Raw genomic sequence first — 25,637 nt, 5'->3', positions numbered from 1 at the left:
CGTCATCTCGGGGCCGGTTCGAGTGGGCCGCGGGTCACTCGTCTTGCTTCGTGTGCGGAGGGTCGGCGGAGACGTGCCCACCCCGCACGGCGAACCGACGCCCGGACACCGAGTCCGGGTGGATCCGCATGATGCGCGGCTTGGGGGCGTCGTGCCACGGATACAGCGGCAGGCGGAGCGCGTCCAGCGCGTCGTCGAGGTCGTAGACCTCATGGGCGACTCCACGCACGACGACGCTCCACGCCGTCGCGTCACTCGTGTCGTAGCCGTCCACCTCGAAGGCGACGAAGGCGCCGTCGGATGAGGTGAAGAGAGTGCCGGACCCGGTGCGGAACACCAGCGACCCGTGGTCGACGGCGTAGTTGACCGGGAAGATGTCGGGACGTCGGTCGTGGATGACCGCCGCGCGCCCGACCACCCCCTGCCGGAGCCTGGCCCAGCACTGGGCCACCGTGAGCACCTCCGCCGGGCTCTCCCCGGGCTGCTCGTGCTGCTCGTACGTGTGGAGCGAGGTGCGGTGCGTGTCGTCGCGGTGCGTGTCGTCGCGGTGCGTGTCCATGGGTCCACAGTGACGCGCCCGGGTATGCCGTGGTCAGGGTCCAAGGTCCCTGTCGCCGGCCACTTCGCCGGACAACCCTGAAGGCAGAGGCCAGCGGCCGGCCGGCCCGAGCCGAGGAGGAGCCATGTCGTCCACCCCCACCAGACGCACCGTGATGTCCGACGTCGTCAGGCCCACTGACCACACGGGCCTCGAGGTCCTCGACCTCGAGCAGTGCCGCTCACGACTGGCGCAGGTGCCCGTCGGTCGCCTCGCCTTCCACCTCGACGGAGAGCTGGCCATCCTGCCAGTCGTGCACACCCTGGACGGGGTGGACGTCTGCTTCCGCACCGCGGGTGACTCCAAGCTCCAGGTCGCCATCGACCGGGACGTCGTGGCCTTCGAGGTCGACTGGTTCGATGCGGCCACGCACAAGGGTTGGAGCGTCCTGGTCCAGGGAACGGCCATGCTCGTCGAAGACGAAGCGGACGTGCGACGACTGGACTCGGTGGCCCGCATGCCGTGGGTGCCGTCCCACGAGGGACCCAGCACCTGGGTGAGGGTGCGCACCCAGAGCATCACTGGTCGCGAGCTGGTCTGACTCCCTGCCCGGCGATGTAGACCGCAGCCTGAGTGCGGCGCTCCATCCCGAGCTTGGCGAGCACCGAGGTGACGTAGTTCTTCACCGTCTTCTCGGCCAGTGACAGCGAGTCACCGATCTGCCGGTTGGTCAGGCCCTGCGCGATGCAGTCGAGGATGCGGCGTTCCTGCGGGGTGAGGGCCGCCAGCCGCGGATCGGCCGGCTGCTCGTGTCCCCAGGCCTGACGGAGCCGCTCAACGACGTCGGGGGCCAGGAGGGACTCCCCCGCGGCGACCCGCCGGATGGACGTGACCAGGTCGGCACCGCGGACGTCCTTGAGCACGTAGCCGGCCGCTCCGGCCGCCACTGCGGCGGTCAGCGCCTGCTCGTCGTCGTAGGACGTGAGGATGATCGCGCGGATGCTCGGGTCGACGGACCTGACGTCGCGGCACACGTCGATCCCCGAGCCGTCTGGGAGCCGCCCGTCAAGGACCATGACATCGGGTCGGAGGGCGGGGATGCGGCGGCTGGCCTCGTGCGCCGACCCCGACTCACCCACGATCTCCAGGTCGTCCTCCACCTCGATCAGCTCGCGCAGGCCACGTCGCACGACTTCGTGGTCGTCGAGCAAGAACACGGTGATGCCCACCACTGATCACTCCCTCTCGTCCACGAGCCTACCGAGGCGCGCAGTCGACGGAGGGGGACGCCACGTCCACACGGTAGCGGCGCTCAGGCCATCGGGCCGGATCACAGGGAACCCCGACGCACGACCACCACGGGGCTGGCCGAGCGACGCATCACGCCGTGGCTCACCGAGCCCACCATGAGGCCCGCGAAACCGCCCTTCCCGCGACTCCCGATGACCACCAGGCCCGCACGACGGGACTGCTCGACGAGGACGTCGTCGGCGCGCCCCTCGATGACGGACCCCGTGACCGTCAGGTCGGGGTCGACGGAGCGTACCTGCGCGATGGCCTCGTCGACGGCTGCGTGCGCCACCGACACCCACGGCTGCGCCGATGACGAGAAGGACACGTCGTCCGGTCCGTCGGGCCACGCCGTGACCGATGGCGCGCGCCAAGCGCTCACGACGTGCAGCGGTGCCTGCCACCTGCGGGCGAACTCGACGGCGAGGGCCACCGCGGCCAGTGCCGGACGGGACCCGTCGATACCGACGACAACCGGCCACGATGTGCCCGGGTGTCTCTCCGCGCCCTCGCCCACCACGACCACGGGGCACCGGGCGTGCAGGGCCACGGCGAAGGAGACGGACCCGAGGACGGCTGCCTGGAGGGCGCTTCGCCGGTTTCGCCCGACCACCACGAGCCCGGCCTCGCTGGACCGTGCGACCAGCTCGCCGGCAGGACCGCCGACGACCCCCACGGCCCCGATGGCACCGTCGGGGTTGCACGACCGGGCAAGGTCCACGCCCCGTGCGGCCGCCGCCCGACTGAGGCTCCACAGGTCGGGCACCGGGCGGATCACACCGGCGCCCACTGGCGTCTGGACCGGTGGATCGGAGGCGCTGAGGACGATGAGCTCCGACCCGAGCCGTGCGGCTTCCGTCGCAGCCCATTGAACCGCCGCCACGGACGCGGCGCTCTCGTCGAACCCGACGATGACCGGGGCACCGACGAGTCCGGTGGACGGAAGGGCGCGACCGGTCCTGGGTGGGCTGTCGAGGTGAGACGTCATGCACCGAGAATGCGCCCGGCGCACCGGTGAAGACAGGGGCGAAGGTCCCTGCGTCGGTTCAGCCCTCCGACAGGAGTGGGACCTCCCAGTCGAGCACCGTGCCGCCGGTGGCGACCGGAGCGAGCTCGAAGCGGCCCCCGCGGCCGTGCGCCCGGCGCGCGAGGTTGTCGAGCCCGGACCGGTTGGCGTCCGACGGCAGCCCGACGCCGTCATCCCGGACCCGCACCAGCACTGTGTCGGACACCTCGATGACGACCTCGGCCTGGCTGGCCCGGGCGTGCCGCGCGACGTTGCTGAGCCCCTCCCTCACAACCGCCAACAGGTCGGCCGCGATGTGCTCAGGAACGTCGGCGACGCTCCCACGCATGGTGAAGGACGGCGCGAAGCCCAGGCTCACGGCCGCGCCCTCGCAGATGGTGGTGACCTCGGCCGCAAGACTGCGGGCGTCAGGGGCGCGGTTGAGCGCAAAGATCGTGTGCCTGATGTCCTTGATGACGGCGTCGACCTCGTCCACTGCCGTCTCGATGCGTTCGCGGGCAGTCGGTTCGCTGGTCAGGCGACTCGCGGACTGCAACGACATGCCTGTGGCGAACAGCCGTTGGATGACGTGGTCGTGCATGTCCCGGGCGATCCGGTCGCGGTCCTCGAGGAGGTCGATGCGCGACTTCTCGCGTTGCGCACTGGCTGCGGTGAGGCCCACTGCCAGTCGCTGGGCGAAGTCGAGGAGGGGTGCCGAGATGCCACCGAGCTCGACAGGCAGCCCGTGGACGACCATCACCCCCAAGGCCTGCGGTCCGCCCGTCGAGAGGGGCACGACGACGTGGTCCGCCGCCGGGTCGGGTTCGCTGGGCGCCGCGGTCAGGGTGGCGCGGGTCTCCGCGTCATCCAGGATCGTGCCGACCCCGGCCGCCTTGGGTCCCGCCGACGCCACGACAACCAGGTCGCGACCGGTGGGCTGGGCGATCAGCGCGCCCTCGGCACCAGTGAGGACGAGGACGCGATCGACGGCGTCCGCGAGGACATCGGCCTCCGACCCGCCTGCCAGCAGGGCTGACACGAGGTCGCGGGTGGCCTCGCCCCAGTGTTGCTGCGTGACGCTGCGGTGGTAGAGCCGTGCGTTGTCGATCGCCACCCCGGCTGCTGCGGCGAGGGCGGTGAGGATCGTCTCGTCGTCCTCGCTGAAGCGCTCCGCGTTGCGCTTGTCGGTGAGGTACAGGTTGCCGAAGACCTCCTTGCGGATCCGCACCGGCGCCCCGAGGAAGCTCGTCATCTCGGGATGGTTGGCGGGGAAGCCGTAGGAGTCCGGGTGGTCGCTGATGCGGTCGACCCGCTGGGGGTGGGGGCTCGTGATGATCATCCCGAGCAGGCCCCGGCCGTGCGGAAGTGGACCGATGGCCGCCCTGTCCTCGTCCGAGATGCCGTGGGTGACGAACTCGATGAGCTCTTCCCCGTTGGGGCCGAGCACCCCCATGGCGCCATAGGTGGCGTCGACCAGCTGGCAGGCAGACTCCACGATCCGCCGCAGGACCGCTGCAAGCTCCAGGTCCGAGGTCACCGCCACCACGGCATCGAGCAGGGCCTCGAGCCGCTGCTGCGCCGTCCGCGCGCTGCCGGCCCGGGACCTCAGCTCGGCGATCAGGTCGTCGAGGTCGAGCCCGGAGAGCCGCGCGATGGTGCCAGGCCCCTGCGCCGGTTGCGTCTCCTGGTCTGCCACACGCCCCATCGTAGGGTGGCAGGCGTTACCCCGACCGGTGTTCGTCGGCCCGTCGATCCCCTGGGCCCGTCTCGACCTCCACGACCACGTCCCGGACCCCCGGACCTGTCGCCACGACGGACGCTGCGAGTCGCGCGTCGCTCCGGCTCAGCACCCCGGTGACAGTCACCACCCCACGAGCCACCGACACCTCCCAGGCAGGCCGGTCCAGCTCCGCCACGTCGCGGACGACCCGCAACCAGATGTCGGCGTCACGCGTGGCCAGGGCCCGGATGACATCGCTGCGGCTGACCATGCCCGTGAGCTCGCCGTGCTCACCCACCACCGGAAGGCTCTTCCACCCGGTGTCTGCCAGGATCCGCGCAACCTCCGACACGTCGCTCGCCTCGTGGGCAACCAGGGGGTCGGCGCTCATCACCTCGTGGACGGCGGATGGCCACGGCTCGGGCCGGCCGTCATCGACGGGCCGGAGGTGCGCCCGCGGGTCGGTCGCGACGTGGAGCCGCAGGATGTCGGCCTCGCTGAGGATGCCGACGACCCGGCCTTCGGCGTCCACGACGGGCAGGGCGGAGACGTGGTGCTCGGCCAGGACGCGCACAGCCGCGTCGAGCGCCGAGCCGTCCAGCACCGAGACCACGTCTCGGGTCACCAGCTCACGGACCAGCATGTTTGCCTCTTTCGATGGATGTCAGGGGTCTACCGCTTGGTACTCCAGAGTGGCTCCCGGACGGTCGACGCCACAGGGTCCTTCGTCCCTGCCCGTTGCGGTTGTGGGTCGAGCGCCTAGATTGGGCAGGTAGTCGTCCCACGTCCGCTCAGCAAGGAGTGCCCATGGCCACCACCCGCACCGCGTCCGCCCACTGGGAAGGCTCACTCATGGAGGGCTCGGGCCAGGTCGAGCTCCAGTCCTCCGGGATCGGGACGTATGCCGTGTCATGGCCCTCCCGCGCCGAGGAGGCGAACGGCAAGACGAGCCCCGAGGAGCTCATCGCCGCCGCGCACTCGACGTGCTTCTCGATGGCCCTGTCCAATGTGCTCGCCAAGGGGGGCAACCCCCCGACGTCGCTGGACACCACGGCCACCGTGACGTTCCAGCCGGGCACCGGCATCACCGGGAGCGCTCTGTCGGTCGTCGGGAACGTCCCCGGCATCACCGCCGAGCAGTTCGAGGAGGCGGCCCAGGACGCCAAGGCCAACTGCCCGGTGAGCCAGGCCCTCAAGATCCCGATCACCCTGGAGACGAGCTTCACCGGCTGAGGCCGGACGCTCGCCAGCCACGGGTCGAGACACACCACCATGATCGGCACCTGCTGGGTGTCGGAGGCCGGGCTCGAGGAGCACGACGTCGCCCAGGTCGACGCCCTGCTGCAGCGCGACGACGGGTTCGTCTGGGTGGACGTCCCCGAGTTCGACGACGCCGCGGAGGCGGTGCTGCGCGAGCGGTTCCATGCGCACCCCATGGTCGTGAAGGCCTGTCGTGAGCGGAACTTCGTCCCCTCCGTGCACGGCTACGAGGAGCACACCTTCGTCATCGTGCACACGCCCCTGGCCGGCGAGGGCGGGCACGTCCACATGCTCGAGCTCGACCAGCTGGTCGGCACCCGCTACCTCGTGACCGTGCACGGTCCGCGCAATCCCGCGGTCTCCCTGTTCGACGCCACCGAGGAGACCAGGACCGTCCGGGAACGCATCGAAGCCGGACGGTTCCGCCCCAGGACCCCGAGCGAGCTGTCCTATGCAATCGGGTCTGCGGTGGCCCGTCGGCAGAGCGCGGCGGTCAAGTCTGTCGCAGGCCGGCTCCCGGCCCTGGAGATGCGGGTGATGGGTTCGGACTTCCACCAGCCCGAGGAGCTGCTCGAGGAGCTGTTCCTGCTGCGCCACGAGCTGCTCATCTCCCGAACCCAGGCTGGGCAGGCCCACGAGGTCTACGGGCGGCTGGCCTCGCTCGAGCGGTTCGCCAGCGACGAGTCACGGCGGCACGCCCGCGACCTGTCCGAGCAGTTCGACCGGGTCCGCAGCCTCGCTGACGGTGAGAGCCAGTTCCTGTTCGGCGTGATCGAGCTCTACCAGACCCGGGTCACGACCAAGATGACCGTCGCGATGGAACGCCTCGCGGTCATCGCGGCGATCACCTTGCCCGTCACCGCCATCGCGTCGGTCTACGGCATGAACGTCATCGTCAACAACCAGACCCACTGGACGCAGCTGATCATCGTCCTCGTGGTGATGGCCTCGATCAGCCTGTGGCTGCTGCGCTGGGCCCGCCGCCAGGGCTGGTGGTGAGCCAGCCCTGGCGGCCCCCTCCTAGAACTCCTCGTTGAAGGCGACCGAGCCGGACACCCCGACCTGGTAGGCCGAGACGCGACGCTCGAAGAAGTTCGACAGCTCCTGGACGTCCTGCAGCTCCATGAACGCCAGCGGGTTCTTCGAGCCGTACTCCGGGTCGAGCCCGAGCTGTTCGAGCCGCCGGTCGGCGACCGACTCGAGGTAGGTGCGCATGTCGGTGACGGACAGGCCGGCCACGCCTCCACCGAGCAGGTCCTCGGCGAACTGCGCCTCGGCGTCGACGGCGTCGCGCATCATCGCCCGCACCTGTGCGGCGAGGTCGTCGTCGAAGAGGTCCGGCTCCTCGCGCCGCACCGTCTCGACGACGTCGAACGCGAACGCCATGTGCATCGACTCGTCGCGGAACACCCAGTTGGTGCCGCTCGCCAGCCCGTTGAGCAGGCCGCGCGACCGCAGGAAGTAGACGTAGGCGAAGGCGCCGTAGAAGAACAGCCCCTCGATGCAGGCGGCGAAGCAGATCACGTTGAGCAGGAAGGCCCGTCGGTGCTCCCTGGTCTCCAGCTTGTCGAGGTCGAACACCGAGTCGATCCAGCGGAAGCAGAAGTCGGCCTTGTCCTTGATGGACGGGATGTTGTCGACCGCGGCGAAGGCCTCTTGGCGCTGCTGCTCGTCGGGCACGTAGGTGTCGAGCAGGGTCAGGTAGAACTGCACGTGCACGGCTTCCTCGAACAGCTGGCGGCTGAGGTAGAGCCGCCCCTCGGGGGAGTTGATGTGCTGGTAGAGGTTGAGCACCAGGTTGTTGGCCACGATCGTGTCGCCGGTGGCGAAGAACGCCACCAGCCGCCCCACGAGGTGTCGCTCGGCGTCGGTGAGGCGCTGGAGGTCCTTGAGGTCCGTGTGCAGGTCGACCTCCTCGACGGTCCAGGTGTTCTTGATGGCGTCGCGGTAGCGCTCGTAGAAGTGCGGGTAGCGCATCGGCCGCAACGTCAGGTTCATCCCCGGGTCGAGGAGCATCCGCGTGGCCGAGTGGTCGGTCGCGACGGTCGTGTCGGTGGTGGTCTGGTCGATGCTCACTGGCAGGCCTCGCAGCTCTCGGGGTTCTCGAGGGAGCACGCGACGGCTTCCTCGTCGGGGACGGTCGGGATGGGCGCGGCGACGGAGATGGTCGCCTGCTGGATGCGGGTGGCTGGGCGGGACCGCAGGTAGTAGGTCGTCTTCAGGCCGGCCTTCCACGCGTAGAGGTACATCGAGCTCAGCTTCCCGATCGTCGGTGAGGCGAGGAACAGGTTGAGCGACTGGCTCTGGTCGATGTAGGGCTGGCGGGCAGCCGCGATGTCGATGAGGGACTTCTGAGGCAGCTCCCACGCGGTGCGGAACAACAGCCGTACGTCTGCAGGGATCGACGTGATGCCCTGGACCGAGCCGTCACTGCGCTTGATCGCCTCGCGCACCTCGGGGGTCCAGAGCCCGCGTGCCTTGAGCTCGCGCACGAGGGCGGTGTTGACCTGGAGGAACTCCCCCGAGAGTGTCTCGCGCTTGAACAGGTTGGACACCTGTGGCTCGATGCACTCGTAGGCGCCCGCGATCGAGGCGATGGTTGCCGTGGGCGCGATGGCGATGAGCAGCGAGTTGCGAAGTCCATTCTCCTTGATGGCGTTCCGCACCGACTCCCAGCGCCGGGTCTGAGTCGGCGTGACACCCCAGAGGTCGGGTTGCAGATCACCGCGCGCCGCGCGCGTCTGCTGGTATGCCGGGTGCGGGCCGTGCTCGCCCGCCAGCTCCGCGGACTGCTCCAGTGCCGACAGGTAGACCTCCTCCGCTATGCGGGTGGACAGCTCCTGCGCCTCGGACGAGTCGAACGGCAGCCGCAACGCGAACAGCACGTCCTGCAGGCCCATGACGCCCAGGCCCACGGGCCGCCATCTCGGGTTGGACGCCGCGGACTCGGCGGACGGGTAGTAGTTGATGTCGATGACGCGGTCCAGGTAGGTCACGGCCGTCCGCACGGTCGCCCGCAGCTTGTCCCAGTCCATTGCGTCGCGACCACCGGTCAGGTGCTGGGCCAGGTTGACCGAACCCAGGTTGCACACGGCCGTCTCGTCGTTGCTGGAGACCTCGATGATCTCGGTGCACAGGTTGGAGAGGTGGACGACCGGCGCGCCGGGCACCTGGTCGTCGCTGGTCTGGTTGCACGTCCGGTTGCTGGCGTCCTTGAAGGTCATCCAGCCGTTACCGGTCTGGGCCAGGGTCCGCATCATCTTGCCGTAGAGCTCGCGTGCGCTGACCTGGCGCACGAAGCGTCCGTCGCGCTCCGCCGCGGCATACACAGCCTCGAAGGCCGGACCCCACAGGTCCGGGAGTTCGGGCACCTCGTTCGGGTCGATCAGGCTCCACTGCTCGTCGGCCTCGACGCGGCGCATGAACTCGTCGGGGACCCAGTTGGCCAGGTTGAGGTTGTGGGCTCGGCGGGCGTCCTCGCCGGTGTTGTCGCGCAGCTCGAGGAACTCCTCGATGTCGGGGTGCCACGGCTCGAGGTAGACGCACGCGGCTCCCTTGCGGCGACCGCCCTGGTTGACCGCGGAGACCGACGAGTCGAGGGTGCGCAGCCACGGGACGATGCCGTTGGAGTGACCGTTGGTGCCACGGATCAGCGCCCCACGGGACCGCACCCGCGACCACGAGATCCCAATGCCACCAGCGAACTTGGACAGCTTGGCGACCTGGGTGTAACGGTCGTAGATCGACTCCAGCTCGTCCTGGGGCGAGTCGACGAGGTAGCAGGACGACATCTGGGTGTGCCGCGTGCCGGAGTTGAACAGGGTGGGAGAGCTGGGCAGGTAGGCCAGCGAGGCCATCAGCTGGTAGAAGGCGATCGCTTCCTGAGGTGTGTGCGACAGGCCGCAGGCCACCCGGAGCAGGAAGTACTGGGGGGTCTCGATGACCAACCGGGTGTCGGGGTGGCGCAGCAGGTAGCGGTCGTAGACGGTGCGCAGCCCGAAGTACTCGAATCGCCGGTCGTTGGACACGTCGACGGCGTGGTCGAGCTTGCGCGCGTTGGCCTCGACGAAGGCAGCGGTCTCGTCACCGATCAGTCCCTCGAGGTGCCCGAGGCGGACGGCCTGGCTGAACGACGCGATCTGCTGCCCGCGGACCTCCTTGTCGATGTAGTTCGACAACAACCGGGCTGCGAGCCGGGAGTACTCCGGCTCGGCCGCGGTCATCTCTGCCGCCGTCTGGATGGACAGTCGGTCGAGCTCGGCGGTGGTGGCTCCGTCGTAGAGGCCGCTGATGGTCCGGGTGGCGATCGCCATGGGGTCGACCTCGGCGAGGTCGTCGCACCACCGCTCCACGGCGCGGACGATCTTCATCACGTCGACGGGTTCGGCGTCGCCGTTGCGCTTGCGCACGGCCATCGTCGTGCGTCGGGTGGTCGTCGCTTCGGCGGCCTCAGGGGGGTGGACGACGTCACTGTCGACCACGTCGGTGCTGGTGTCGGTCACTGCTCTCTCCTCGCGAGCGAATCGGTGCCGCGGACGCGAGGAGGAGACGACGACGCAGCCACGCGCGTCGCCGAGGGCGACGGGGTGCGGTGCTGCGCATGTCGTGTGACCCGCCCTCGAGGCCACGACTCACCGCGCACGGTGTGCACGGTCGCTGGCAGGTCTTCGGACTCGCGGACGTGTCGTGCCGGCGACCCGGATCTGGTGGGTCGCCGACTCGGTTCCTACTGGCCGTCGCTTCCCACCCGCGTGTGCGAGCAGTGCTTGATGACGGCGGTCGTTTCCGCTTACCGCTGCGGGGCAGTCCCGGAATCTCACCGGGTTCCCTCTTGCCCCGAAGACCGATTGCGCGGCCTTCGGACCAGCAAGAGACACCATATGCGGGTGGTTGGCGCAAAGCGCGGCACCACATGTTGGGTCGGCGTGTCGCTTCCCTAGGATTGCCTGCATGCGGCGCGCCATCCCCTTCGCGGCCAGCGCGGCAATCGTCCTCCTTGCCCTGGTGGGGTGCTCCGCCCCTTCACCAAGCGGTGCGCCGGCACCGCCTGCCGGCACCCCGGCATACCCCCGACTCACCCCGACCTGCCCGGTGGCGACCTCCACAGGGAGGCCGCCCACCGTGACGGTCGGCCAGCTCAACCGGATCGTCGCGGGCCTCGACCTGCCGTTGTGGCAGGCCGGCGACATCGGCGCCAGCGCCCGACTCCCGGATGAGCGGATCGTGTGGGTCTTCGGCGACACGGTGCGCCGCGAAGGGATCTCCCCGCGGATCGTGGCCAACTCCATGCTGGTCACGAGCGGACTGTGCACGTCCCAGGTCGAGACGTCAGCGCGGGGACCGGCGATCCCCGACCGCGCCGATGGCGTCGTCCACTGGCCGATGTCGGTGGTGTCGCTGTCGAGGCCGGACGCTGACTTCCTCGTCGTCATCACCGCACGCATCCGTCGTGGCGTTGCGGGAAGCTTCGACTTCACGTACCTCGGCAGCAGCGCAACGGTTTTCGAGGTGCCCACCGGTGGGGCCCCGCAGCTGCGGCACCAGCTGGACATCACCCCCGACAGCCCCGCGCCCGACCAGGTCAACTGGGGCTCGGCGATGACCGTGAGTGGTGACTGGCTCTACGTCTACGGCACCCGGCTCCCCACTCGCCACTCCTTCGGACGAGCGCTGTATGCCGCCCGCGCACCGGTGGCTGCCGCGCGTGACCGCTCCACGTGGCAGTTCTGGGACGGCGCGGCCTGGGTGTCGGAACAGGATCGCGCTGCGGTGGTCCTCGCGGCCGAGGGCGGGGTCTCCCAGACCTTGTCGGTCGACGCCGTCGACGGCCACTTCGTCATCGTCTCCAAGCGGGACGGCGACCTCGGCAACACGGTCTACGCGTGGTCGTCGGACTCACCCGTCGGCCCCTGGGCGGCTCAGCGAGGGACGAGGGCGGAGTTCCAGGACCCGTCGGGACAGCTCAAGTACGCTCCGCTCGCCCACCCCGGGATCGCGCTGGCCGACGGACGACTGCTCATCTCGATCTCGCGCAACACCACCGACTTCGGCCGGCTGCTCGAGGACCCGACCCTCGGACGGCCGGTGTTCGCCGAGATCGACCGCCCCTGAGGAGGAATCAGGGTCGCCTCAGGGTGAGCATGGGGTCTGTCCCCGATGTGTCCACGTGGCTGTCAGCGCCACGATTCTCGGCATGATCACTGTCGAATCACTCACGAAGACCTACGGACGTGGACTGACCGCCGTCAACGACGTCTCGTTCTCCGCGGCCACGGGCCGCGTCACCGGCTTCCTCGGCCCCAACGGCGCAGGCAAGTCGACCACCATGCGAATCATCGTCGGCCTCACCCCGGCCACCTCAGGTACCGCCACCGTCGACGGACAGCGGTTCACCGACCTGCCCAACCCGGGCCGCGAGGTGGGAGTCCTGCTGGACGCCTCCGCACAGCACGCCGGCCGCACCGGACGCGAGATCCTCACGCTCGCCCAGCGGACGATGGGCCTGCCCCGGGCGCGGGTCCAGGAGATGCTCGAGCTCGTCAGCCTCACCGACAACGAGGCCGACCGGCGCGTCCGCGACTACTCCCTGGGGATGCGCCAGCGCCTCGGCATCGGGACCGCCCTCCTGGGCGACCCGCACGTCCTCATCCTCGACGAGCCCGCCAACGGCCTCGACCCGGCCGGGATCCGATGGATGCGTGACCTGCTGCGAGGGTTCGCCGACCAGGGCGGCACCGTCCTGCTCTCCTCCCACCTCCTCCACGAGATCGAGGTCATCGCCGACGACCTCGTGGTCATCGGCAACGGACGGATCGTGGCCCAGGGCACCAAGTCCGACCTGCTCGCATCGGCCGGCACCGTGGTCCGGGCACGCGACGCCGCCGCGCTGGCGCGGGCCATGGCGGATGCCGGCCTGGCCGTCACGCCCCACCCAGACGGCAGCGTGCACACCGACGCCGCACCCGACCAGGTCGGCGAGATCGCGCTCGCCGCACGCCTGGTCCTCACCGAGCTCCGTACCGCCGACGGGGCCGGGCTCGAGGAGATGTTCCTCGAGCTCACCGCAGACACCCAGCGCGAAGGAGCAGCAGCATGACCACCACCGTCCTGCGGACCCCGACCTCCCAGTCGGCCGCCCCCGCCCCCCGCACGCGCACAGCAGCCGCGCGGATCCCGCTGACCCGCATCGTCGGGGTCGAGCTGCGCAAGATGTTCGACACCCGCTCGGGCTTCTGGCTGATGGCCAGCATCGTCATCACCAGCGTGCTCGCCACGGCCGCCATCATCGTGTTCGCTCCCGACGACCAGCTCACCTACGACAACTTCGCGGCAGCCATCGGAGCGCCGATGACCGTGATCCTGCCCATGATCGGGATCCTCGCGGTGACGAGCGAGTGGAGCCAGCGCAGCGGGCTGACGACCTTCACCCTCGTGCCGCACCGCGGTCGGGTGCTCAGCGCCAAGTTCCTCGCAGCCATCACGGTGGGTGTCGCGTCGATGTTCGTCGCCCTCGTCGTCGGCGTGCTCGGCACGGTCGTCGGGAGTGCCATCGCCGGCGTGGACCCGGTCTGGAACGTCTCCGTGGGCCACTTCGCGACGATCGTCCTGGGCAGCGTCCTCGGAATGGTCTTCGGCTTCATGCTCGGCCTGCTCATCCGCAACTCCCCTGGCGCGATCGTCACGTACTTCGTCTACACCCTGGTCCTGCCGCCGCTGCTCGGTCTCCTGGCGGCGAACCAGAAGTGGTTCGCCGACCTGCAACCGTGGGCCGACTTCAACTACTCGCAGATGCCCCTCTTCGACGGCAACCTCTCCAGCCAGCAGTGGCAGCACCTCGCAGTCTCCGGTGGCCTGTGGTTGCTCCTGCCCATGGTCGTCGGGCTGCTGATCGTCCGCCGCGCCGAGGTCAAGTGACGTCAGGCGCTTCGGAGCAGGGCTCCGCCGCCCCACCACCGGGTCAACCGGTCGGTAGGGCGGCGGAGCTTCGTGCTCGGATGGCGGATGATGGTGCACCGAGGCCCACAATTTCCCACGAGAAATGGAGAGCACTGCGCATGGCGACCACCCGTTTCACCGTCCACACCAGCTTGTCGCCGACCGCGGTCATGGCCGTGATCACCGACTTCGGCCCCGACCGGTCCCGGTGTTGGCCGAACGTCGACGAGGCCCACTTCACGGTCCACGCACAGGGTCCGGACTGGGCTGAGGTGACCGAGGGCACCGGCATGGGCTGGGAGCGCGAACGCTACTCGTGGAACGCCTCCTCCGGCGTCGTCACCATCGACACCCTGGAGTCGAACCTGTGGGGACCGGGCAGCGGTTGGCGGTACGAGCTGGTGCCCTCGGCCGGGGGCACCGACCTGCACGTCTCGCTCACTCGGCTGCCCAACTCGTTCAGGGGCAAGCTCGTCGCCGCCCTGATCCCCATCGCCGGGCCACGAGCGCTGGGGAAGCAGTTCGAGTCGGTCCTGCGCAAGGCAGAGAGCCGCTGAAGGCCGTCTGACCCCCTGATCAGGGGGCGCGATGCCAGACGATCCCGAAGGCGTCGGTGAGGGTGCCCGCGCCTCCGTCGTAGTGGAACTCGATGGTCAGACGTTCCCTCACCACGTTGCCTCCCGGTAGGCAGACGAGGGCCGCGACCATCACCACATCGCTGCCGTCCGTGTAGCCGGGGCCGGACAGCCGGGCTGGGTTGCCGCCGCAGGCGTTGGTGGCGGCATCGTCGACGTAGGTCATCGCGTAGACAGTGCGCCCTGAGCCCCTGATGTCCAGCGTCTGGGTGCTGCCGTCGGTGTCGATCGAGGTCCACCTGCCAGCCAGCGGTCCACTCGCGGCCGATGCGGCGACCGGAGTGAGGACTGCGCAGGTGGCCGCGAGGATCAGACTGGCCGCTATCGAGCGAGTTGCACGATTCATGTGGATTCCCTTCCGTCGCAGCGAATTGTGCGTGAGTCGATGCTGGCGCCGAGGGCTGGTGGACGGCAATGGCCCGGTTGGGTCACGCCCGGGGACTAGGCATGCCTGTGTGTGTCCGCAGCTCGCGAGGGGGCGCCGTCGCTGACAGGTGCTGTCGGTGCGCGGATGACAGGGCTAACGTCAGCGTCATGAGGATCCTGGAGCGCCTCACGGAGGCACAGAACGCCCACGACGCGCAGCGCATGGCGTCCCACTTCGCCGCCGACTACGACAGCTCCCAGCCCGTCCACCCCGGCCGTGGCTTCAAGGGAAGCGCCCAGGTCCTGGCCAACTGGACCGCGGTGTTCGAGGGCGTCCCCGACTTCCACGCCGAGCTGCTTGCCTCCTGCGTGGACGGGGACACCGAGTGGGGTGAGTTCGACTGGCAGGGTCAGCACTCCGACGGCTCGCCCTTTGCCATGCGCGGGGTCATCATCGTGACGGTGCGCGACGACCTGATCGCCGGCGCCAGGTTGTACATGGAGCCCGTGGACCGCACTGACCAGGACATCGAGGCGGCGGTCGAGGAGCTGTCCAGGCCGCCCTCCTCCTCGTCCCGTTGAGCGCCCCGCCACGGGCAGTCAGCCGACGATGCGATCCAGCGTCAGGGGCAGGTCGGTGACGCGCCGCCCCGTGGCGTGGCGGACCGCGTTGGCGACGGCTGCACCGACCCCGACGATGCCCACCTCGCCCGCCCCGAGGATGCCCAAGGGCATCTGGGGATCCGGGTCGTCGAGGGTGTGCACGTCCAGGAAGGGGACATCCGCGTGCACAGGCACGTGGTACTCGGCGAGGCTCGGGTTCATGATCCGCGCGCTCCGCGTGTCGATCAGTGTCTCCTCCCCCATCGCGAGGCCCAGACCCATGACGATCCCGCCGCGCAGCTGGCTGTGGGTCGTCTTGGGGTTGACCACCCGACCCACGTCGAAGACGCTGACCCACCGACGGATTCGCAGCTCACCGGTGTCGGCGTCCACCCTGACCTCGCAGAAGTGCGCCCCCGTGGCGGCCTTCATCCACCGCCTGCTGTCCATCACCAGCTTGGAGAGGAACCGCACCTGGCCCCACATGGCTTTCGGTCCGGAGTCAGCACCCACCTGCACCGTGAGCGAACGCTGGCCCGCGCGGGTCAGGACCTCGGCAGGGTCGGAACCGTCCGGCATACCCGCCTTGGACGCCAGGGCGTCCAGCCTCTTGCGCATGGCGTGGCAGGCCTTCTCGATGGAGCCGGCCAGGCTCGCGGTCTGGCCCGAGCCCCCCGCTCCCGGCCCCATGGGGAGGTCAGAGTCGCCGTAGAGCGCGTTCACCCGCTCCAACGGCACCCCCAGGCAGTCGGCGACCATCTGGCCCACGACAGTGGCCGTGCCCATGCCCATCTCGTGGAAGGCGCAGGCGAGCGTGGCGCTACCGGTCGCATCAACGGTCAGCTGGACGTTGGCCACGAACTCCCAGGACGGGTGGATGGCGGCGGCCACCCCCCAGCCCACGAGGTCCTTGCCGTCGCGCGTGCCCGGCGCCGGCCGATCGGCCCACCCGAACAGGTCCCGTCCCTGCTCGAGCGTCTGGGCGAGCCTGCGGTGGGAGTAGCGCGTTCCGTGGACCGGGCTGTTCTCGCCGGGCTGGTTGAGCAGGCGCAGGTCGACCGGGTCCATTCCGAGCTCGATGGCGAGCTCGTCCACGGCGGACTCCACGGCAAAGCTGCCCTGCGCCTCGCCGGGGGCACGCATGGCTGTGTTCGTCATGAGGTCGAGCTCGACGACCTTCTGCTCGGCCAGGATCGTCGAGGCGTCGTAGAGGTCAAGGCTGCACGCGACGATCTGGTCTGCTTCACCGCCGACACGACCCTTGCGTGACGTGGCCGAGTGGATGAGGGCCTCCATCTGACCGGCTCGCGAGGCCCCGATCGCCACGCGCTGACGGGTGGGGGTCCGACCACCCACGGTGCGATAGACGCCCTCGCGGGTGAGGGCCAGCCGCACCGGCCGTTCCGCGACCTTGGCGGCCATGCAGGCGATCAACGTCGCGGCCCACACCTTGGACTTGCCGCCGAAACCCCCGCCGACGTACTTCGACACGACGTGGACGTCGCCGGCCGGAATGTCGAACCGCTTGGCCAGGAACTTCTGGGTCCAGTCGATGTTCTGGCAGCCCTCGTAGACGGTGAGCCGTCCGCCGTCCCAGACGGCCGTGGTCGCGTGGGGTTCGAGGGCGTTGTGGTTGTGCTGTGGGGTGGTGAAGGTCAGGTCCACCTTCACCGGCGACGTCGCGTATGCCGCGCGGGCGTCACCGCGCTTGCCTCCCGTCGCGGGCATCACCGGCATCGAGCGGACCCGCGTCGCGGTGGGCAGCTCTGCGTCGAAGTCGGCAGTGGGAGTGATGGCCTGGTACTCCACATGGACGAGGGACGCGGCGTACTGGGCTGCTTCGAGGGTCTCGGCCACCACGGCGGCGACGGGCTGCCCGTCGACGTGCACCTCGTCGGTGTTGAGGAAGGCGATGGAGCTCCCAGCGGCCATGGTGGAGAGGTCCATCGGGTTCATCCGGCTCGGTGGCGGGGTGAGGCGCGGGGCGTTGTGGTGGGTCAGGACCAGCACCACGCCCGGATGGGCCTCGGCCCGGGCAGTGTCGAGTGACGTGATGCGACCGCGGGCGATGGGCGCGTGGACGAGGACGGCATGGGTCAGGCCCGGCAAGGGGTACTCCGCCGAGAACCGAGCTGTGCCAGTTGCTTTCGCGAGCCCGTCCACCCGGTCGACCGGCCTCCCGATGGCTGGACCGGTCCGTTCGTCGGTCTCCGTCGGCGCTACGGCTTGGGTCGTCCGCTCGGGCGCCAGGGTCATGACGCACCTCCTTCGTCGCGCAGTCGCCGGAGGGTGGCGGTGATCGTACGGACCGCGAGGTCGATCTTGAACTCGGTGCTGGGCGTGCCCACGGCCTGCGCCAGCTCGGCACGGGCCGCGGCCGTGAAGTCCTCGTCCGTGGCGGGTTGCCCGGTCAGGTGCTGCTCGAGAGTCGTTGCCCGCCAAGGCTTGTGGGCCACTCCCCCGAGCGCGACGCGCACCTGCGAGACCGTGCCGTCGGTGACCTCGAGGGCGGCGGCCACGGAGACCAGCGCGAACGCGTACGAGGCACGGTCGCGGACCTTGCGGTAGCGGGAGCGGGCCGCCAGTGGCTGCGCCGCGACGGTAACCGCCGTGATCAGCTCGTCTGCCGCAAGGGTGGTGTCCACGTCCGGCGTCTCGCCCGGGAGTCGGTGGAAGTCCTGGATCGGGATCGTCCGGACGCCGGCGCGGCTGGCGACCTCGACCTCCGCGTCGAGCATCACGAGAGCCACAGCCAGGTCGGAGGGATGCACCGCCACGCAGTGCTCGCTGGCCCCGAGGACCGCACCCATCCGGTTGTGACCCCCGGCAGCATCGCAACCGGCACCGCGCTCACGCTTGTTGCACGCGGCGGCGTGGTCGTAGAAATAGAGGCATCGCGTGCGTTGCAGGAGGTTGCCCCCGACAGTCGCCATGTTGCGGATCTGGCCGGAGGCCCCCATGAGAATCGCCTGTGCGAGGACTGGGAAGCGTTGGCGCACAGCCAGGTCGGCGGCGAGGTCGGTGTTCCTGACTCCGGCACCGATCCGCAGGCCACCGTCCGCGGTCTCCTTGATCTCGGCGAACGGGAGGCGGGACACGTCGACGAGGACGTCCGGCGTCTCGATGCCCTCACGCATGAGGTCCACCAGGTTGGTGCCACCGCCGAGGAACTTCGCACCAGGCAGGTCGACGATGGCCGCCAGCGCCTCGTCGATGCTTGCCGGCACGGCATACGAGACCGGCTTCATCGGTGACCACCCGCCGTGTTCGCATAGGACTCGATGGCCTCCACGATGCCGTTGTAGGCGCCGCACCGGCACAAGTTGCCGCTCATGCGTTCTCGCACCTCGAGGTTCGAGCGGGCGGGCGGTGAGGCGAGGTGCTCGGAGACCGCGCTCGGCACCCCTTCGTCGAGCTCGCGCAGCATGCCCAGAGCCGAGCAGATCTGACCTGAAGTGCAGTAGCCACACTGGAATCCGTCTGCCCCGACGAACGCACGCTGGAGGTCGTGCGGAGTCTCGGGTGACCCGACGCCCTCGATGCTGGTGACCTCCCGGCCCTCGACCTGGACCGCGAGGGTGAGGCAGGCCAGCACGCGGCGGCCGTCGACGAGCACGGTGCAGACCCCGCAGGCGCCCTGGTTGCAGCCCTTCTTGGTCCCGGGGAGGTCGAGGCGCTCGCGCAGGAGGTCCAGCAGGCTGACCCCCGCATCCACCTCGACCTCGGTCGGCGTTCCGTTGAGGGTGAAGCGGAACTGCGGAGTGGTGCGGGGATGCACTGGCACTGGCGTCTCCCTTCCTTGTCCGGAGACTAACCCAGCCCGAGCGGTCCCGCCGGTGGCCGGCCGGGTCTCAGCGGCGCCACCACGTCGGGTCGAACCGGAGCGGCAGCGGCCCGTCGAGGATGCCGAGGCGCCGAGCCGTCCAGAGGCCCAGGCGCCACAGCAGCCAGACCCCCAGCAGGGCCAGCGGGATCGTGATCCACACGACCAGCCTGGCTCGCCACACCGCAGCCTGGTTGACGTGGGGCTTGCCGCTGAAGGCATCGGCCCTCCAGCTCGTCAGCCCGGCAAAGCCCGCCGTGCTCTCGGCGGCGGCCGGTCCCCCGACCGGACCCGTGCGCCCGCTCGAGGTGACGAAGAGGACGCCGCGTTGCCAGGTGACCCCGTCCACGGAGTAGCGGGAGTGCAGCGGCACGACAGTGCCACTCGCGGCGAAACCCGTCTCCCGCACTCCGGTGAGGTCCCAGGTGATGACCGAGGAGTCGTAGGAGGCGTTCATCAGCGACGCACCGATCGCCAGGGTGCGGCCGTCCGGCGACACCGCCATCGCCTGGGGCTCGAGGGTCGCCTCGGACGGGTAGGTCAGGCGCCCGACGGCCCGCCACGAGGAGTCGCCGAGGGTCCACGTGTACACGTCGAGGGTCGAGTCGGTCTGCGAGCTGTAGGTCACCATGAGCGTGCGGTCGTCCAGCCAGCCACCAGCCAGGGGGAAGCCGCTCGTGACCTGCTCCAGCGGCGTGTGCGCGGGCACCGGGACCTGGGGCCCCTCGGGGGTGGCGACGACGATGGTCGACGACGAGCCGTAGGCCCGCGCGTAGTGACCCGAGTCCGGCGACCAGGCCGCCCACAGCTGATAGTCGTCAGGGGCACCCGGCTGGGGAACGGGGCGACTCGAGCCCGCCACGAAGTCGTAGACGTCGAGGCCGTCGACCATCCAGCGACCGCTGGGTGACAACGCCGCATACATCCGGCTCGGTCCGGCACCGGGCACCTTCCACGCCTCACCGAGGGAGTCGATGCCGAAGGCCGTGGTCCCGTCGAGGACGACCGCGGTCATCGGACGATGGGCACTGAGGACGTTCGGGGCGAAGTAGGGGTGGGCGAGGATCGAGGGGTAGGTGTCCGGAGCGTCGGTCTGCAGCGGCCGGGGCGAGGCGGGCACGGGAGGGACCGACAGCGACGGCCAGGCGACGAAGGTCAGCAGCGCGACGAGGGCTGCAAAGGCGGCGGCGCTGGCGACACGCATCCTGGTCCTGCGGTGGGCGCCCCGGGTCCAGAGCTCGTCGACGGAAGGACCTCCGGCCGACCCGACGTCACGAACCAGATCCGCCATGGCGGTGCCGAGTGGGGTGTTCATCGACGAACCTCCGTCCTGCCAAAGGTGAGTGCGAGCTCCGGAGCGAGGACGCGGAGGCGTTCCAGCGCGTGGCGGGTCTGGGACTTCACGGTGTTGACCGAACAGCCGAGCACGTCGGCCGCCTCGCGCTCGGTGCGGTCTTCGTAGAAACGCAGGACCAGGACGGCACGCTGCCTCGCGGTCAGGCGAGTCAGCGCCCCCGCGAGCGTGAGGCGGGCATCGGCGCCGGCGACCCAGTCGCGTGAGGACGAGGCGAGCCGCTCGCTGGCCTCCACCGGGTCGGGCTGGTGGCGCCGCCACCGCCAGGCGTCCACCGACCGGGTGTACAGGATCCGTCGGACATAGGCCTCCGGCGATCCGGCAGCCGACACGACGGACCAGCGCTGCGCCGCCCTGGCCAACGTCTCCTGCACCAGGTCCTCAGCCGCGTGGGGGTCGCCCGTGAGCAGCGTGGCCGTGCGCAGCAGCGGCACCCAACGGGCCCGCACGAACGCCTCGAAGTCCTCACGCGCGTCCACCTGTTCCGCCTCCCCCGCCGTCGTCGCCCGAGTCCACCCTGCCACCCGACCCCGCCTGTGCTCCGCAGTCCACACTCTTGAGGACGGACGCGCGGGGAGGTCTGGGTGGAACCCCCGACGTGTTGCGGGTCACGGGCCGGGCGCGGTTCCCCACCTGAGCACGCCGACTGCGCAACAATGGGCCATGCCCTCCAGCCGGAAGACCGGCGCCACGAGCACCTCCTGTCGTCGGCCTGCCGCGCCCGAGCTCTGCGGAGCTAGGTGATCCCCTCGTCCTCGTTCCTGCGACGGTGGCCGTTCGCGGCTGCCGTCATGCTGGTCGCCGTCTTCGTGCTGGCGGCGAGCGCCGTCCGGTTCGCCCCGCCGGGGTCCTCCGTCGCCGTGTGGTGGCCGGCGGCCGGGCTCGCCGTCGCCTTCCTGCTGGCGACGGGCCCGAACTGGCGACGTGCAGGCATCGTCGTCGGCGGCATGGTGGTGATCAGCGGTGCGGCGAACCTCTACGGCGGGCGGCCCCTCCTCGCCGCCACGTGCTTCGGCGTGGCCAACGCCACCGAGGCCGCGGTGGTCTGGTGGGTGATGACGCGCGGAGGGCGCCGCCCTCGCCTCGCCTCACTCGACGACCTGGGCCGACTGTTGGTCGCCACCCTGACAGGAGCCGTCCTCTTCGGCGTCCTGGCCGGCCTCATCGTGACGTACACGCTCGACGGCACCTTCCTGCCCACGGCCTACGCCGTTGCGGCCTCCCACTCCGCGGCCGTCCTCATCATGGCGCCACTCGGTGTGGCCGTCTCCACCAGCAGGTCCCAACCCCGCCGGCTGGAGGACCTGCTCCAGGCGGTCATGCTGCTGGCTGTCGTCCTGTGGGTGTTCGCCTCCAAGGACGGGCTTCCGCTCGCCTTCCTCCCACTCCCGGTACTGGTCTGGGGGGCGACCAGACTCCACCTGCGCAGCCTCGCCGTCCAGCTGTTCGCCCTCGGCGTCTTGGTCGTCCTGCTCACCAGTGAGGGGGGCGGACCCTTCGCCGCGGCGGCGCGTTCCGGGATCGTCGAGCCCGAGACGGTGGGCGCCCTGACGCAGGCCTTCCTGATCACCGCCGCCATTACCGGCCTCGCGCTCGCCGTGGCCTCGACCCAGCGCCGTGACGCCCTCGCAGACCTGCACAGCGAGGCGACGTTCACCCAGACCGTCCTCAACTCCGCCGTCGCGACGGCCATCATCGGGACCGACCCCTCGGGCACCATCACGTTGTTCAACCGTGGTGCGACCAACTTGCTCGGCTACCAAGCGGACGAGGTCGTCGGTTCGCTCAACTGGGTCGACCTGCACGACCCGGCAGAAGTGGCCAGGCGTGCGGCCGAGCTCCGCCTCCCGGCCGGTCCGGCCGTCCTCGTCCACGCGCTCGAGGATGCGGACCGCACGGAGACGCGTGACTGGACCTGGGTGACCAAGGACGGGCGCCGCATCGTGGTCGACCTGACGACGAGTGCCATCGTCGACCAGGCCGGCACCGCTACGGGCTACCTCGGCGTGGCCGAGGACGTCACCGAACGACGCGTGTCGGCCGACGCGGTGCAGGCGGCGCTCCTGCGCGAGCGCCGCGCGGTCGAGCAGCTCACCGCCCTGGACCGGACCAAGAACGACTTCCTCTCGTCCGTCAGCCACGAGCTGCGGACGCCGCTGGCCAGTGTGCTCGGCTACACCGAGATGTTGGAGGACGGCGCGGTGGGTGAGCTGGCCCCCAAGCAGCTCGACCTGATCTCGCGGATCGACCGCAACGGACGGCGGCTGCTCGCCCTCATCGAGGACCTGCTGCTCAACTCGCGCATCGAGTCAGGGCAGCTCCACCTCGCCCGCCAGCGTTGTGACCTCGTGGAGGTCGTCGACCACGCCTGGGAGTCGGTGGGTGCTCTGACCCAACGGCGAGACCTGGAGCTGTCGCGTGACGTCACAGACCGCCCGGTCCCGTTGCACGGCGACCCGGCCGCCCTCGAGCGGGTCGTCACGAACCTCCTGTCCAACGCCGTGAAGTTCACGCCCGACGGCGGCAGCATCGTGCTCAGGCTCGACACCACCTATGACCGCTTCGGTGACGGCAGGGCGAGGCTGATCGTGGCCGACACGGGCTTCGGCATCTCCGAGAGCGACCAGGGTCAGGTCTTCCGCCGTTTCTTCCGCTCCTCGGACGCCACCGAGCGGGCCGTCCAGGGCACCGGCCTCGGGCTCTCCATCGTGCGTGCCATCGTGGACGGCCACGACGGCACGGTGCACGTGACCTCCAGCGTCGGCGAGGGTTCGGCCTTCACCGTCCTGCTGCCGTTGGCCCGAGCCGCCAGGTCCAACGGGATGGCCGGCTGAGGAGTCGCCGATGAGTTGCCGGGTCGGCGGCGGTCTATCTGGCATGGACACCAATCCCCTGGTGGACGCCTACATCCAGTCATTGCCGGCTTGGCAGCACGAGCTGTGCCAACGTCTCCGAGAGGTCGTGCACGCCGCCGACCCCGAGGTCGAGGAGACGATCAAGCGGCGAGTGCAGCCCTACTTCGTGCCGAGGGCAACGTCTGTGCGCTGCTTGCCACGAAGGACCACGTCAACCTGTTCGTCTACGACGGGGCCATCGTGGACGACCCCCACGGCCTGGTGACCGGCGGCCATGACAACGCCACCGCCCGCACCATCGCGTTCTGGGAGGGCGACCCCGTCAACGAGGCAGCGCTGCTGGAGTTCCTGCGCCAGGTCATTGCCAACAACCGGGCAGGTGGCTGGCGGCGACTCAAGAAGTCCTGAGGTCCGTCACGCGAGGCACTCGCCTAGACCCCCATCGAGCTGAGGTCCGGCGGGACGTCGACGGAGTGCTCCCTCAGGACCTCCAGCGGGACAACCTGCAGCACCACCTCGTTGGTCGCCGCCAGGACGACGTGGGCGGCTGCCCCGTCACGGTGGGCCCGCGCCCAGTTGAGCGCCGTGACGCACCAGCGGTCCCCCGGCACCAGTCCGGGGAAGCGGTACTCGGGAATCGGGGTCGACAGGTCGTTCCCGATTCCGCGCTGGTGCTCGAGGAACTCGGCGGTCACCACCGCGCAGATGGTGTGGCTGCCGAGGTCCTGAGGGCCCGTGCTGCAGCAGCCGTCGCGGAAGAACCCGGTCATCGGCTCCGTGCCGCAGACCTCCAGCTCGCCACCGAGGACATTTCGCCCCACCGCCCCGGCGCCCCCCGAGTCGCCCGTGGCAGCCACCTCAGTCCCCCTCCGGTGAGATGGCTCGCAGCTCCTCGCGAAGGCGAGGCTCGGTGCGCAGCTCCGGGTGTATGCCGTGCTTGTCCGCGTAGAACTCCCGCACCTTGTCCATGTCTGCGACAACATCCGGCGTGGCCGAGATCGTCGGACCGAAACCCGCTGTGCGAGTGGGCCCGTCGATGAAGGCCAGAGCGATCGGCAGCTTGGCGGATCGTGCCACGCGCCAGAATCCGGACTTCCAGTACTCGCCCTTCTGCCGGGTGCCCTCTGCCGCCAGGATCAGCAGGAACGGCTCTCCGCTGCGCGCCTCGCGCACGAGCTCGCGCACGACCGCACCCGGGTTCTGACGGTCGAGCGGCAGGCCGCCCAGCCGGTGCAGGAGCCAGCCGACCGGCCCACGGAACAGCTCCTTCTTGATGAGCACGCGCGGTGTCACCCCGCCCCGCCACATGATCAGCAGCATCATCACGAAGTCCCAGTTGGACGTGTGTGGAGCGCCGACGAGCACCCCGGTGCGGGGCACCTCGCCCACGGCGGTCCAGCCTGCGGACCGCAGCACCAGGCTGGCGAGGCGACTCCTCATGGTGTGCCTCTCGGGTGAGGTCGGGTCACCGGGCAGGTGGTTGCGTGGGGGTGGTCCTGGCCGTGGTGAGGTCTGGATGGCTGGTGGGGTCGGCGACGATCGCCTGGGCGATGTCGGTCAGCCGGTGGTGGTTCCGGCGAGCGTACTGGCGCAGGCGGTCGAAGGCCGTGTTGACGTCGATGCCGTGGGTCCTGGCGAGGACGCCCTTGGCCTGCTCGATCGCGATCCGGCTGTTGAGCGCACCCTGGAGCTGCTCGGTGAGGATCTCCGCGCTCCGGATGCTGCGCTCCTGCAGGAGGCCGATGGTGGCGATGTCGGCCATGGACTGCAGGATGCGGGCGTCCGCCGACTCGAGCCGACCGGTGTGGCTGCTGAACATGTTCAACGCCCCGATGACCCTCTGGCGATGGCGCAGGGGGAAGGCGTGGACGGAGCGGAAACCTGCAGCGACCGCGCGCGGGGCGAACAGGGGCCACCGCTCGGTGGCCTCGTGCAGGTTGGTGTTGACGACCGCGGTGCCGGTGCGGAAACAGTCCAGGCAAGGCCCCTCCTCGTACTGCAGCTGGAAGAGCTCGAGCAGCTTGACCGACTCGGCTGAGGCGGCCATGTACTGCAGCTGGCCGTGGGGGTCCGCCAGCAGCAACCCGGCGGAGTCCGCGCTGCTCACCGCAGCGGTGTGCCTGGTCACGGTCTCCAGGAACTCGATGACGTCGAAGTCGTCGACGAGGGTGTCCGCCACCTCTACGAAGACCTCGGCGAGCACATCAGCGGCAATCATCGTGGGCTCCCCTTCCCCGTCGCGTCCTGCGCAG

The 25,637-nt window shown here is 69.9% G+C and carries 26 protein-coding genes and 1 riboswitch; of the genes, 10 read left to right on the top strand and 16 right to left on the bottom strand.

The genetic code is table 11. From position 1 onward, the window contains the following. Window positions 1-34: 34 nt before the first annotated feature. Window positions 35-559 (bottom strand): pyridoxamine 5'-phosphate oxidase family protein, encoded by a 525-nt coding sequence (locus tag AC1DWR_RS04225; protein ID WP_477623738.1) that lies wholly within the window; start codon window positions 557-559, stop codon window positions 35-37. A 124-nt stretch (window positions 560-683) separates the two neighbouring features. Here AC1DWR_RS04225 and AC1DWR_RS04220 point away from each other — a divergent pair, with 124 nt between their 5' ends. Further along, a complete protein-coding gene (locus tag AC1DWR_RS04220) occupies window positions 684-1,139 on the top strand; it encodes a pyridoxamine 5'-phosphate oxidase family protein (protein ID WP_477613055.1) in 456 nt (151 codons plus the stop codon). On the opposite strand, the gene AC1DWR_RS04215 is transcribed toward AC1DWR_RS04220, so the two are convergent. The 4 genes from AC1DWR_RS04215 to AC1DWR_RS04200 form a co-directional block, all read right to left on the bottom strand. Beyond that, window positions 1,117-1,770 (bottom strand): response regulator, encoded by a 654-nt coding sequence (locus AC1DWR_RS04215; RefSeq protein ID WP_477613056.1) that lies wholly within the window; start codon window positions 1,768-1,770, stop codon window positions 1,117-1,119. The genes AC1DWR_RS04220 and AC1DWR_RS04215 overlap by 23 nt on opposite strands. 98 nt (window positions 1,771-1,868) lie before the next feature. Then, window positions 1,869-2,816, bottom strand: a complete 948-nt coding sequence (locus tag AC1DWR_RS04210; protein WP_477613057.1) for a universal stress protein — start codon at window positions 2,814-2,816, stop codon at window positions 1,869-1,871. A 58-nt stretch (window positions 2,817-2,874) separates the two neighbouring features. Then, the gene (locus tag AC1DWR_RS04205; RefSeq protein WP_477613058.1) at window positions 2,875-4,530 is read right to left on the bottom strand and encodes a GAF domain-containing sensor histidine kinase; all 1,656 of its coding nucleotides are present in this window, start codon (window positions 4,528-4,530) and stop codon (window positions 2,875-2,877) included. 25 nt (window positions 4,531-4,555) lie between these two features. Next, window positions 4,556-5,197: a CBS domain-containing protein gene (locus tag AC1DWR_RS04200; RefSeq protein WP_477613059.1), complete on the bottom strand. Its 642-nt coding sequence runs from the start codon at window positions 5,195-5,197 to the stop codon at window positions 4,556-4,558. Between the two features lie 164 nt (window positions 5,198-5,361). On the opposite strand from AC1DWR_RS04200, the gene AC1DWR_RS04195 reads away from it, so the two are divergent. Next, on the top strand, window positions 5,362-5,787 hold the full coding sequence (locus tag AC1DWR_RS04195; RefSeq protein ID WP_477613060.1) for an OsmC family protein: 426 nt from the start codon (window positions 5,362-5,364) through the stop codon (window positions 5,785-5,787). Between the two features lie 39 nt (window positions 5,788-5,826). Continuing rightward, window positions 5,827-6,813: a magnesium transporter CorA family protein gene (locus AC1DWR_RS04190; RefSeq protein ID WP_477613061.1), complete on the top strand. Its 987-nt coding sequence runs from the start codon at window positions 5,827-5,829 to the stop codon at window positions 6,811-6,813. 21 nt (window positions 6,814-6,834) lie between these two features. On the opposite strand, the gene AC1DWR_RS04185 is transcribed toward AC1DWR_RS04190, so the two are convergent. Next, a complete protein-coding gene (locus AC1DWR_RS04185) occupies window positions 6,835-7,890 on the bottom strand; it encodes a ribonucleotide-diphosphate reductase subunit beta (protein WP_477613062.1) in 1,056 nt (351 codons plus the stop codon). Then, a complete protein-coding gene (locus AC1DWR_RS04180; protein WP_477613063.1) occupies window positions 7,887-10,316 on the bottom strand; it encodes a ribonucleoside-diphosphate reductase subunit alpha in 2,430 nt (809 codons plus the stop codon). Before AC1DWR_RS04180 ends, AC1DWR_RS04185 begins: the two co-directional genes overlap by 4 nt. 139 nt (window positions 10,317-10,455) lie before the next feature. Continuing rightward, a riboswitch (cobalamin riboswitch) is annotated at window positions 10,456-10,697 on the bottom strand. 67 nt (window positions 10,698-10,764) lie between these two features. On the opposite strand from AC1DWR_RS04180, the gene AC1DWR_RS04175 reads away from it, so the two are divergent. The 4 genes from AC1DWR_RS04175 (at window position 10,765) to AC1DWR_RS04160 (ending at window position 14,306) form a co-directional block, all read left to right on the top strand. Then, window positions 10,765-11,925, top strand: coding sequence for a DUF4185 domain-containing protein (locus AC1DWR_RS04175; protein WP_477613064.1), 1,161 nt, complete (start codon window positions 10,765-10,767; stop codon window positions 11,923-11,925). Window positions 11,926-12,007: 82 nt separating this feature from the next. Next, window positions 12,008-12,910, top strand: a complete 903-nt coding sequence (locus tag AC1DWR_RS04170; RefSeq protein WP_477613065.1) for an ATP-binding cassette domain-containing protein — start codon at window positions 12,008-12,010, stop codon at window positions 12,908-12,910. After that, window positions 12,907-13,728, top strand: a complete 822-nt coding sequence (locus AC1DWR_RS04165; RefSeq protein WP_477613066.1) for an ABC transporter permease — start codon at window positions 12,907-12,909, stop codon at window positions 13,726-13,728. Before AC1DWR_RS04170 ends, AC1DWR_RS04165 begins: the two co-directional genes overlap by 4 nt. Window positions 13,729-13,868: 140 nt before the next feature. Next, complete coding sequence (locus tag AC1DWR_RS04160; protein WP_477613067.1) at window positions 13,869-14,306, top strand: SRPBCC family protein; 438 nt, start codon at window positions 13,869-13,871, stop codon at window positions 14,304-14,306. Window positions 14,307-14,325: 19 nt separating this feature from the next. Here AC1DWR_RS04160 and AC1DWR_RS04155 read toward each other — a convergent pair whose 3' ends face one another. Then, window positions 14,326-14,730: a hypothetical protein gene (locus AC1DWR_RS04155; protein WP_477613068.1), complete on the bottom strand. Its 405-nt coding sequence runs from the start codon at window positions 14,728-14,730 to the stop codon at window positions 14,326-14,328. Between the two features lie 188 nt (window positions 14,731-14,918). Between AC1DWR_RS04155 and AC1DWR_RS04150 the strand changes: the two genes are divergently transcribed. After that, the gene (locus tag AC1DWR_RS04150; protein ID WP_477613069.1) at window positions 14,919-15,332 is read left to right on the top strand and encodes a nuclear transport factor 2 family protein; all 414 of its coding nucleotides are present in this window, start codon (window positions 14,919-14,921) and stop codon (window positions 15,330-15,332) included. Window positions 15,333-15,350: 18 nt separating this feature from the next. On the opposite strand, the gene AC1DWR_RS04145 is transcribed toward AC1DWR_RS04150, so the two are convergent. The 5 genes from AC1DWR_RS04145 to AC1DWR_RS04125 all read right to left on the bottom strand — a co-directional run bounded on the left by AC1DWR_RS04145 (window position 15,351) and on the right by AC1DWR_RS04125 (window position 21,054). Continuing rightward, on the bottom strand, window positions 15,351-17,609 hold the full coding sequence (locus AC1DWR_RS04145) for a xanthine dehydrogenase family protein molybdopterin-binding subunit (protein ID WP_477613070.1): 2,259 nt from the start codon (window positions 17,607-17,609) through the stop codon (window positions 15,351-15,353). After that, entirely contained in the window at window positions 17,606-18,601 is a 996-nt protein-coding gene (locus tag AC1DWR_RS04140) for an FAD binding domain-containing protein (RefSeq protein WP_477623737.1), read from the bottom strand. Before AC1DWR_RS04140 ends, AC1DWR_RS04145 begins: the two co-directional genes overlap by 4 nt. Next, window positions 18,598-19,137, bottom strand: a complete 540-nt coding sequence (locus AC1DWR_RS04135) for a 2Fe-2S iron-sulfur cluster-binding protein (protein WP_477623736.1) — start codon at window positions 19,135-19,137, stop codon at window positions 18,598-18,600. The genes AC1DWR_RS04140 and AC1DWR_RS04135 overlap by 4 nt, the downstream gene beginning before the upstream one ends. 67 nt (window positions 19,138-19,204) lie before the next feature. Then, on the bottom strand, window positions 19,205-20,491 hold the full coding sequence (locus AC1DWR_RS04130; RefSeq protein ID WP_477613073.1) for a hypothetical protein: 1,287 nt from the start codon (window positions 20,489-20,491) through the stop codon (window positions 19,205-19,207). Beyond that, window positions 20,488-21,054 (bottom strand): SigE family RNA polymerase sigma factor, encoded by a 567-nt coding sequence (locus AC1DWR_RS04125; protein WP_477613074.1) that lies wholly within the window; start codon window positions 21,052-21,054, stop codon window positions 20,488-20,490. Before AC1DWR_RS04125 ends, AC1DWR_RS04130 begins: the two co-directional genes overlap by 4 nt. A 216-nt stretch (window positions 21,055-21,270) precedes the next feature. On the opposite strand from AC1DWR_RS04125, the gene AC1DWR_RS04120 reads away from it, so the two are divergent. Together AC1DWR_RS04120 and AC1DWR_RS04115 are read left to right on the top strand one after the other, a co-directional pair. Continuing rightward, window positions 21,271-23,364: an ATP-binding protein gene (locus AC1DWR_RS04120; protein WP_477623735.1), complete on the top strand. Its 2,094-nt coding sequence runs from the start codon at window positions 21,271-21,273 to the stop codon at window positions 23,362-23,364. Between the two features lie 261 nt (window positions 23,365-23,625). After that, window positions 23,626-23,793 (top strand): hypothetical protein, encoded by a 168-nt coding sequence (locus tag AC1DWR_RS04115; RefSeq protein ID WP_477623734.1) that lies wholly within the window; start codon window positions 23,626-23,628, stop codon window positions 23,791-23,793. A gap of 23 nt (window positions 23,794-23,816) precedes the next feature. Here the strand turns inward: AC1DWR_RS04115 and AC1DWR_RS04110 are convergent, their stop codons facing one another. The 3 genes from AC1DWR_RS04110 to AC1DWR_RS04100 are packed head-to-tail and all read right to left on the bottom strand — an operon-like array spanning window position 23,817 to window position 25,603. Further along, the gene (locus tag AC1DWR_RS04110) at window positions 23,817-24,242 is read right to left on the bottom strand and encodes a DUF2237 family protein (RefSeq protein ID WP_477613077.1); all 426 of its coding nucleotides are present in this window, start codon (window positions 24,240-24,242) and stop codon (window positions 23,817-23,819) included. A 1-nt stretch (window position 24,243) separates the two neighbouring features. Further along, on the bottom strand, window positions 24,244-24,825 hold the full coding sequence (locus AC1DWR_RS04105; RefSeq protein WP_477613078.1) for a 1-acyl-sn-glycerol-3-phosphate acyltransferase: 582 nt from the start codon (window positions 24,823-24,825) through the stop codon (window positions 24,244-24,246). A 25-nt stretch (window positions 24,826-24,850) separates the two neighbouring features. Beyond that, window positions 24,851-25,603 carry an ANTAR domain-containing protein gene (locus AC1DWR_RS04100; protein WP_477613079.1) on the bottom strand — a complete coding sequence of 251 codons (753 nt, stop codon included), beginning with the start codon at window positions 25,601-25,603 and terminating at the stop codon, window positions 24,851-24,853. Between the last annotated feature and the right edge of the window lie 34 nt (window positions 25,604-25,637).

Source organism: Pedococcus sp. P2_E2 (genome assembly GCF_056403955.1).
The sequence above is the reverse complement of the archived record's forward strand: the minus strand, read 5'-3'. Positions and strand labels throughout refer to the sequence as shown.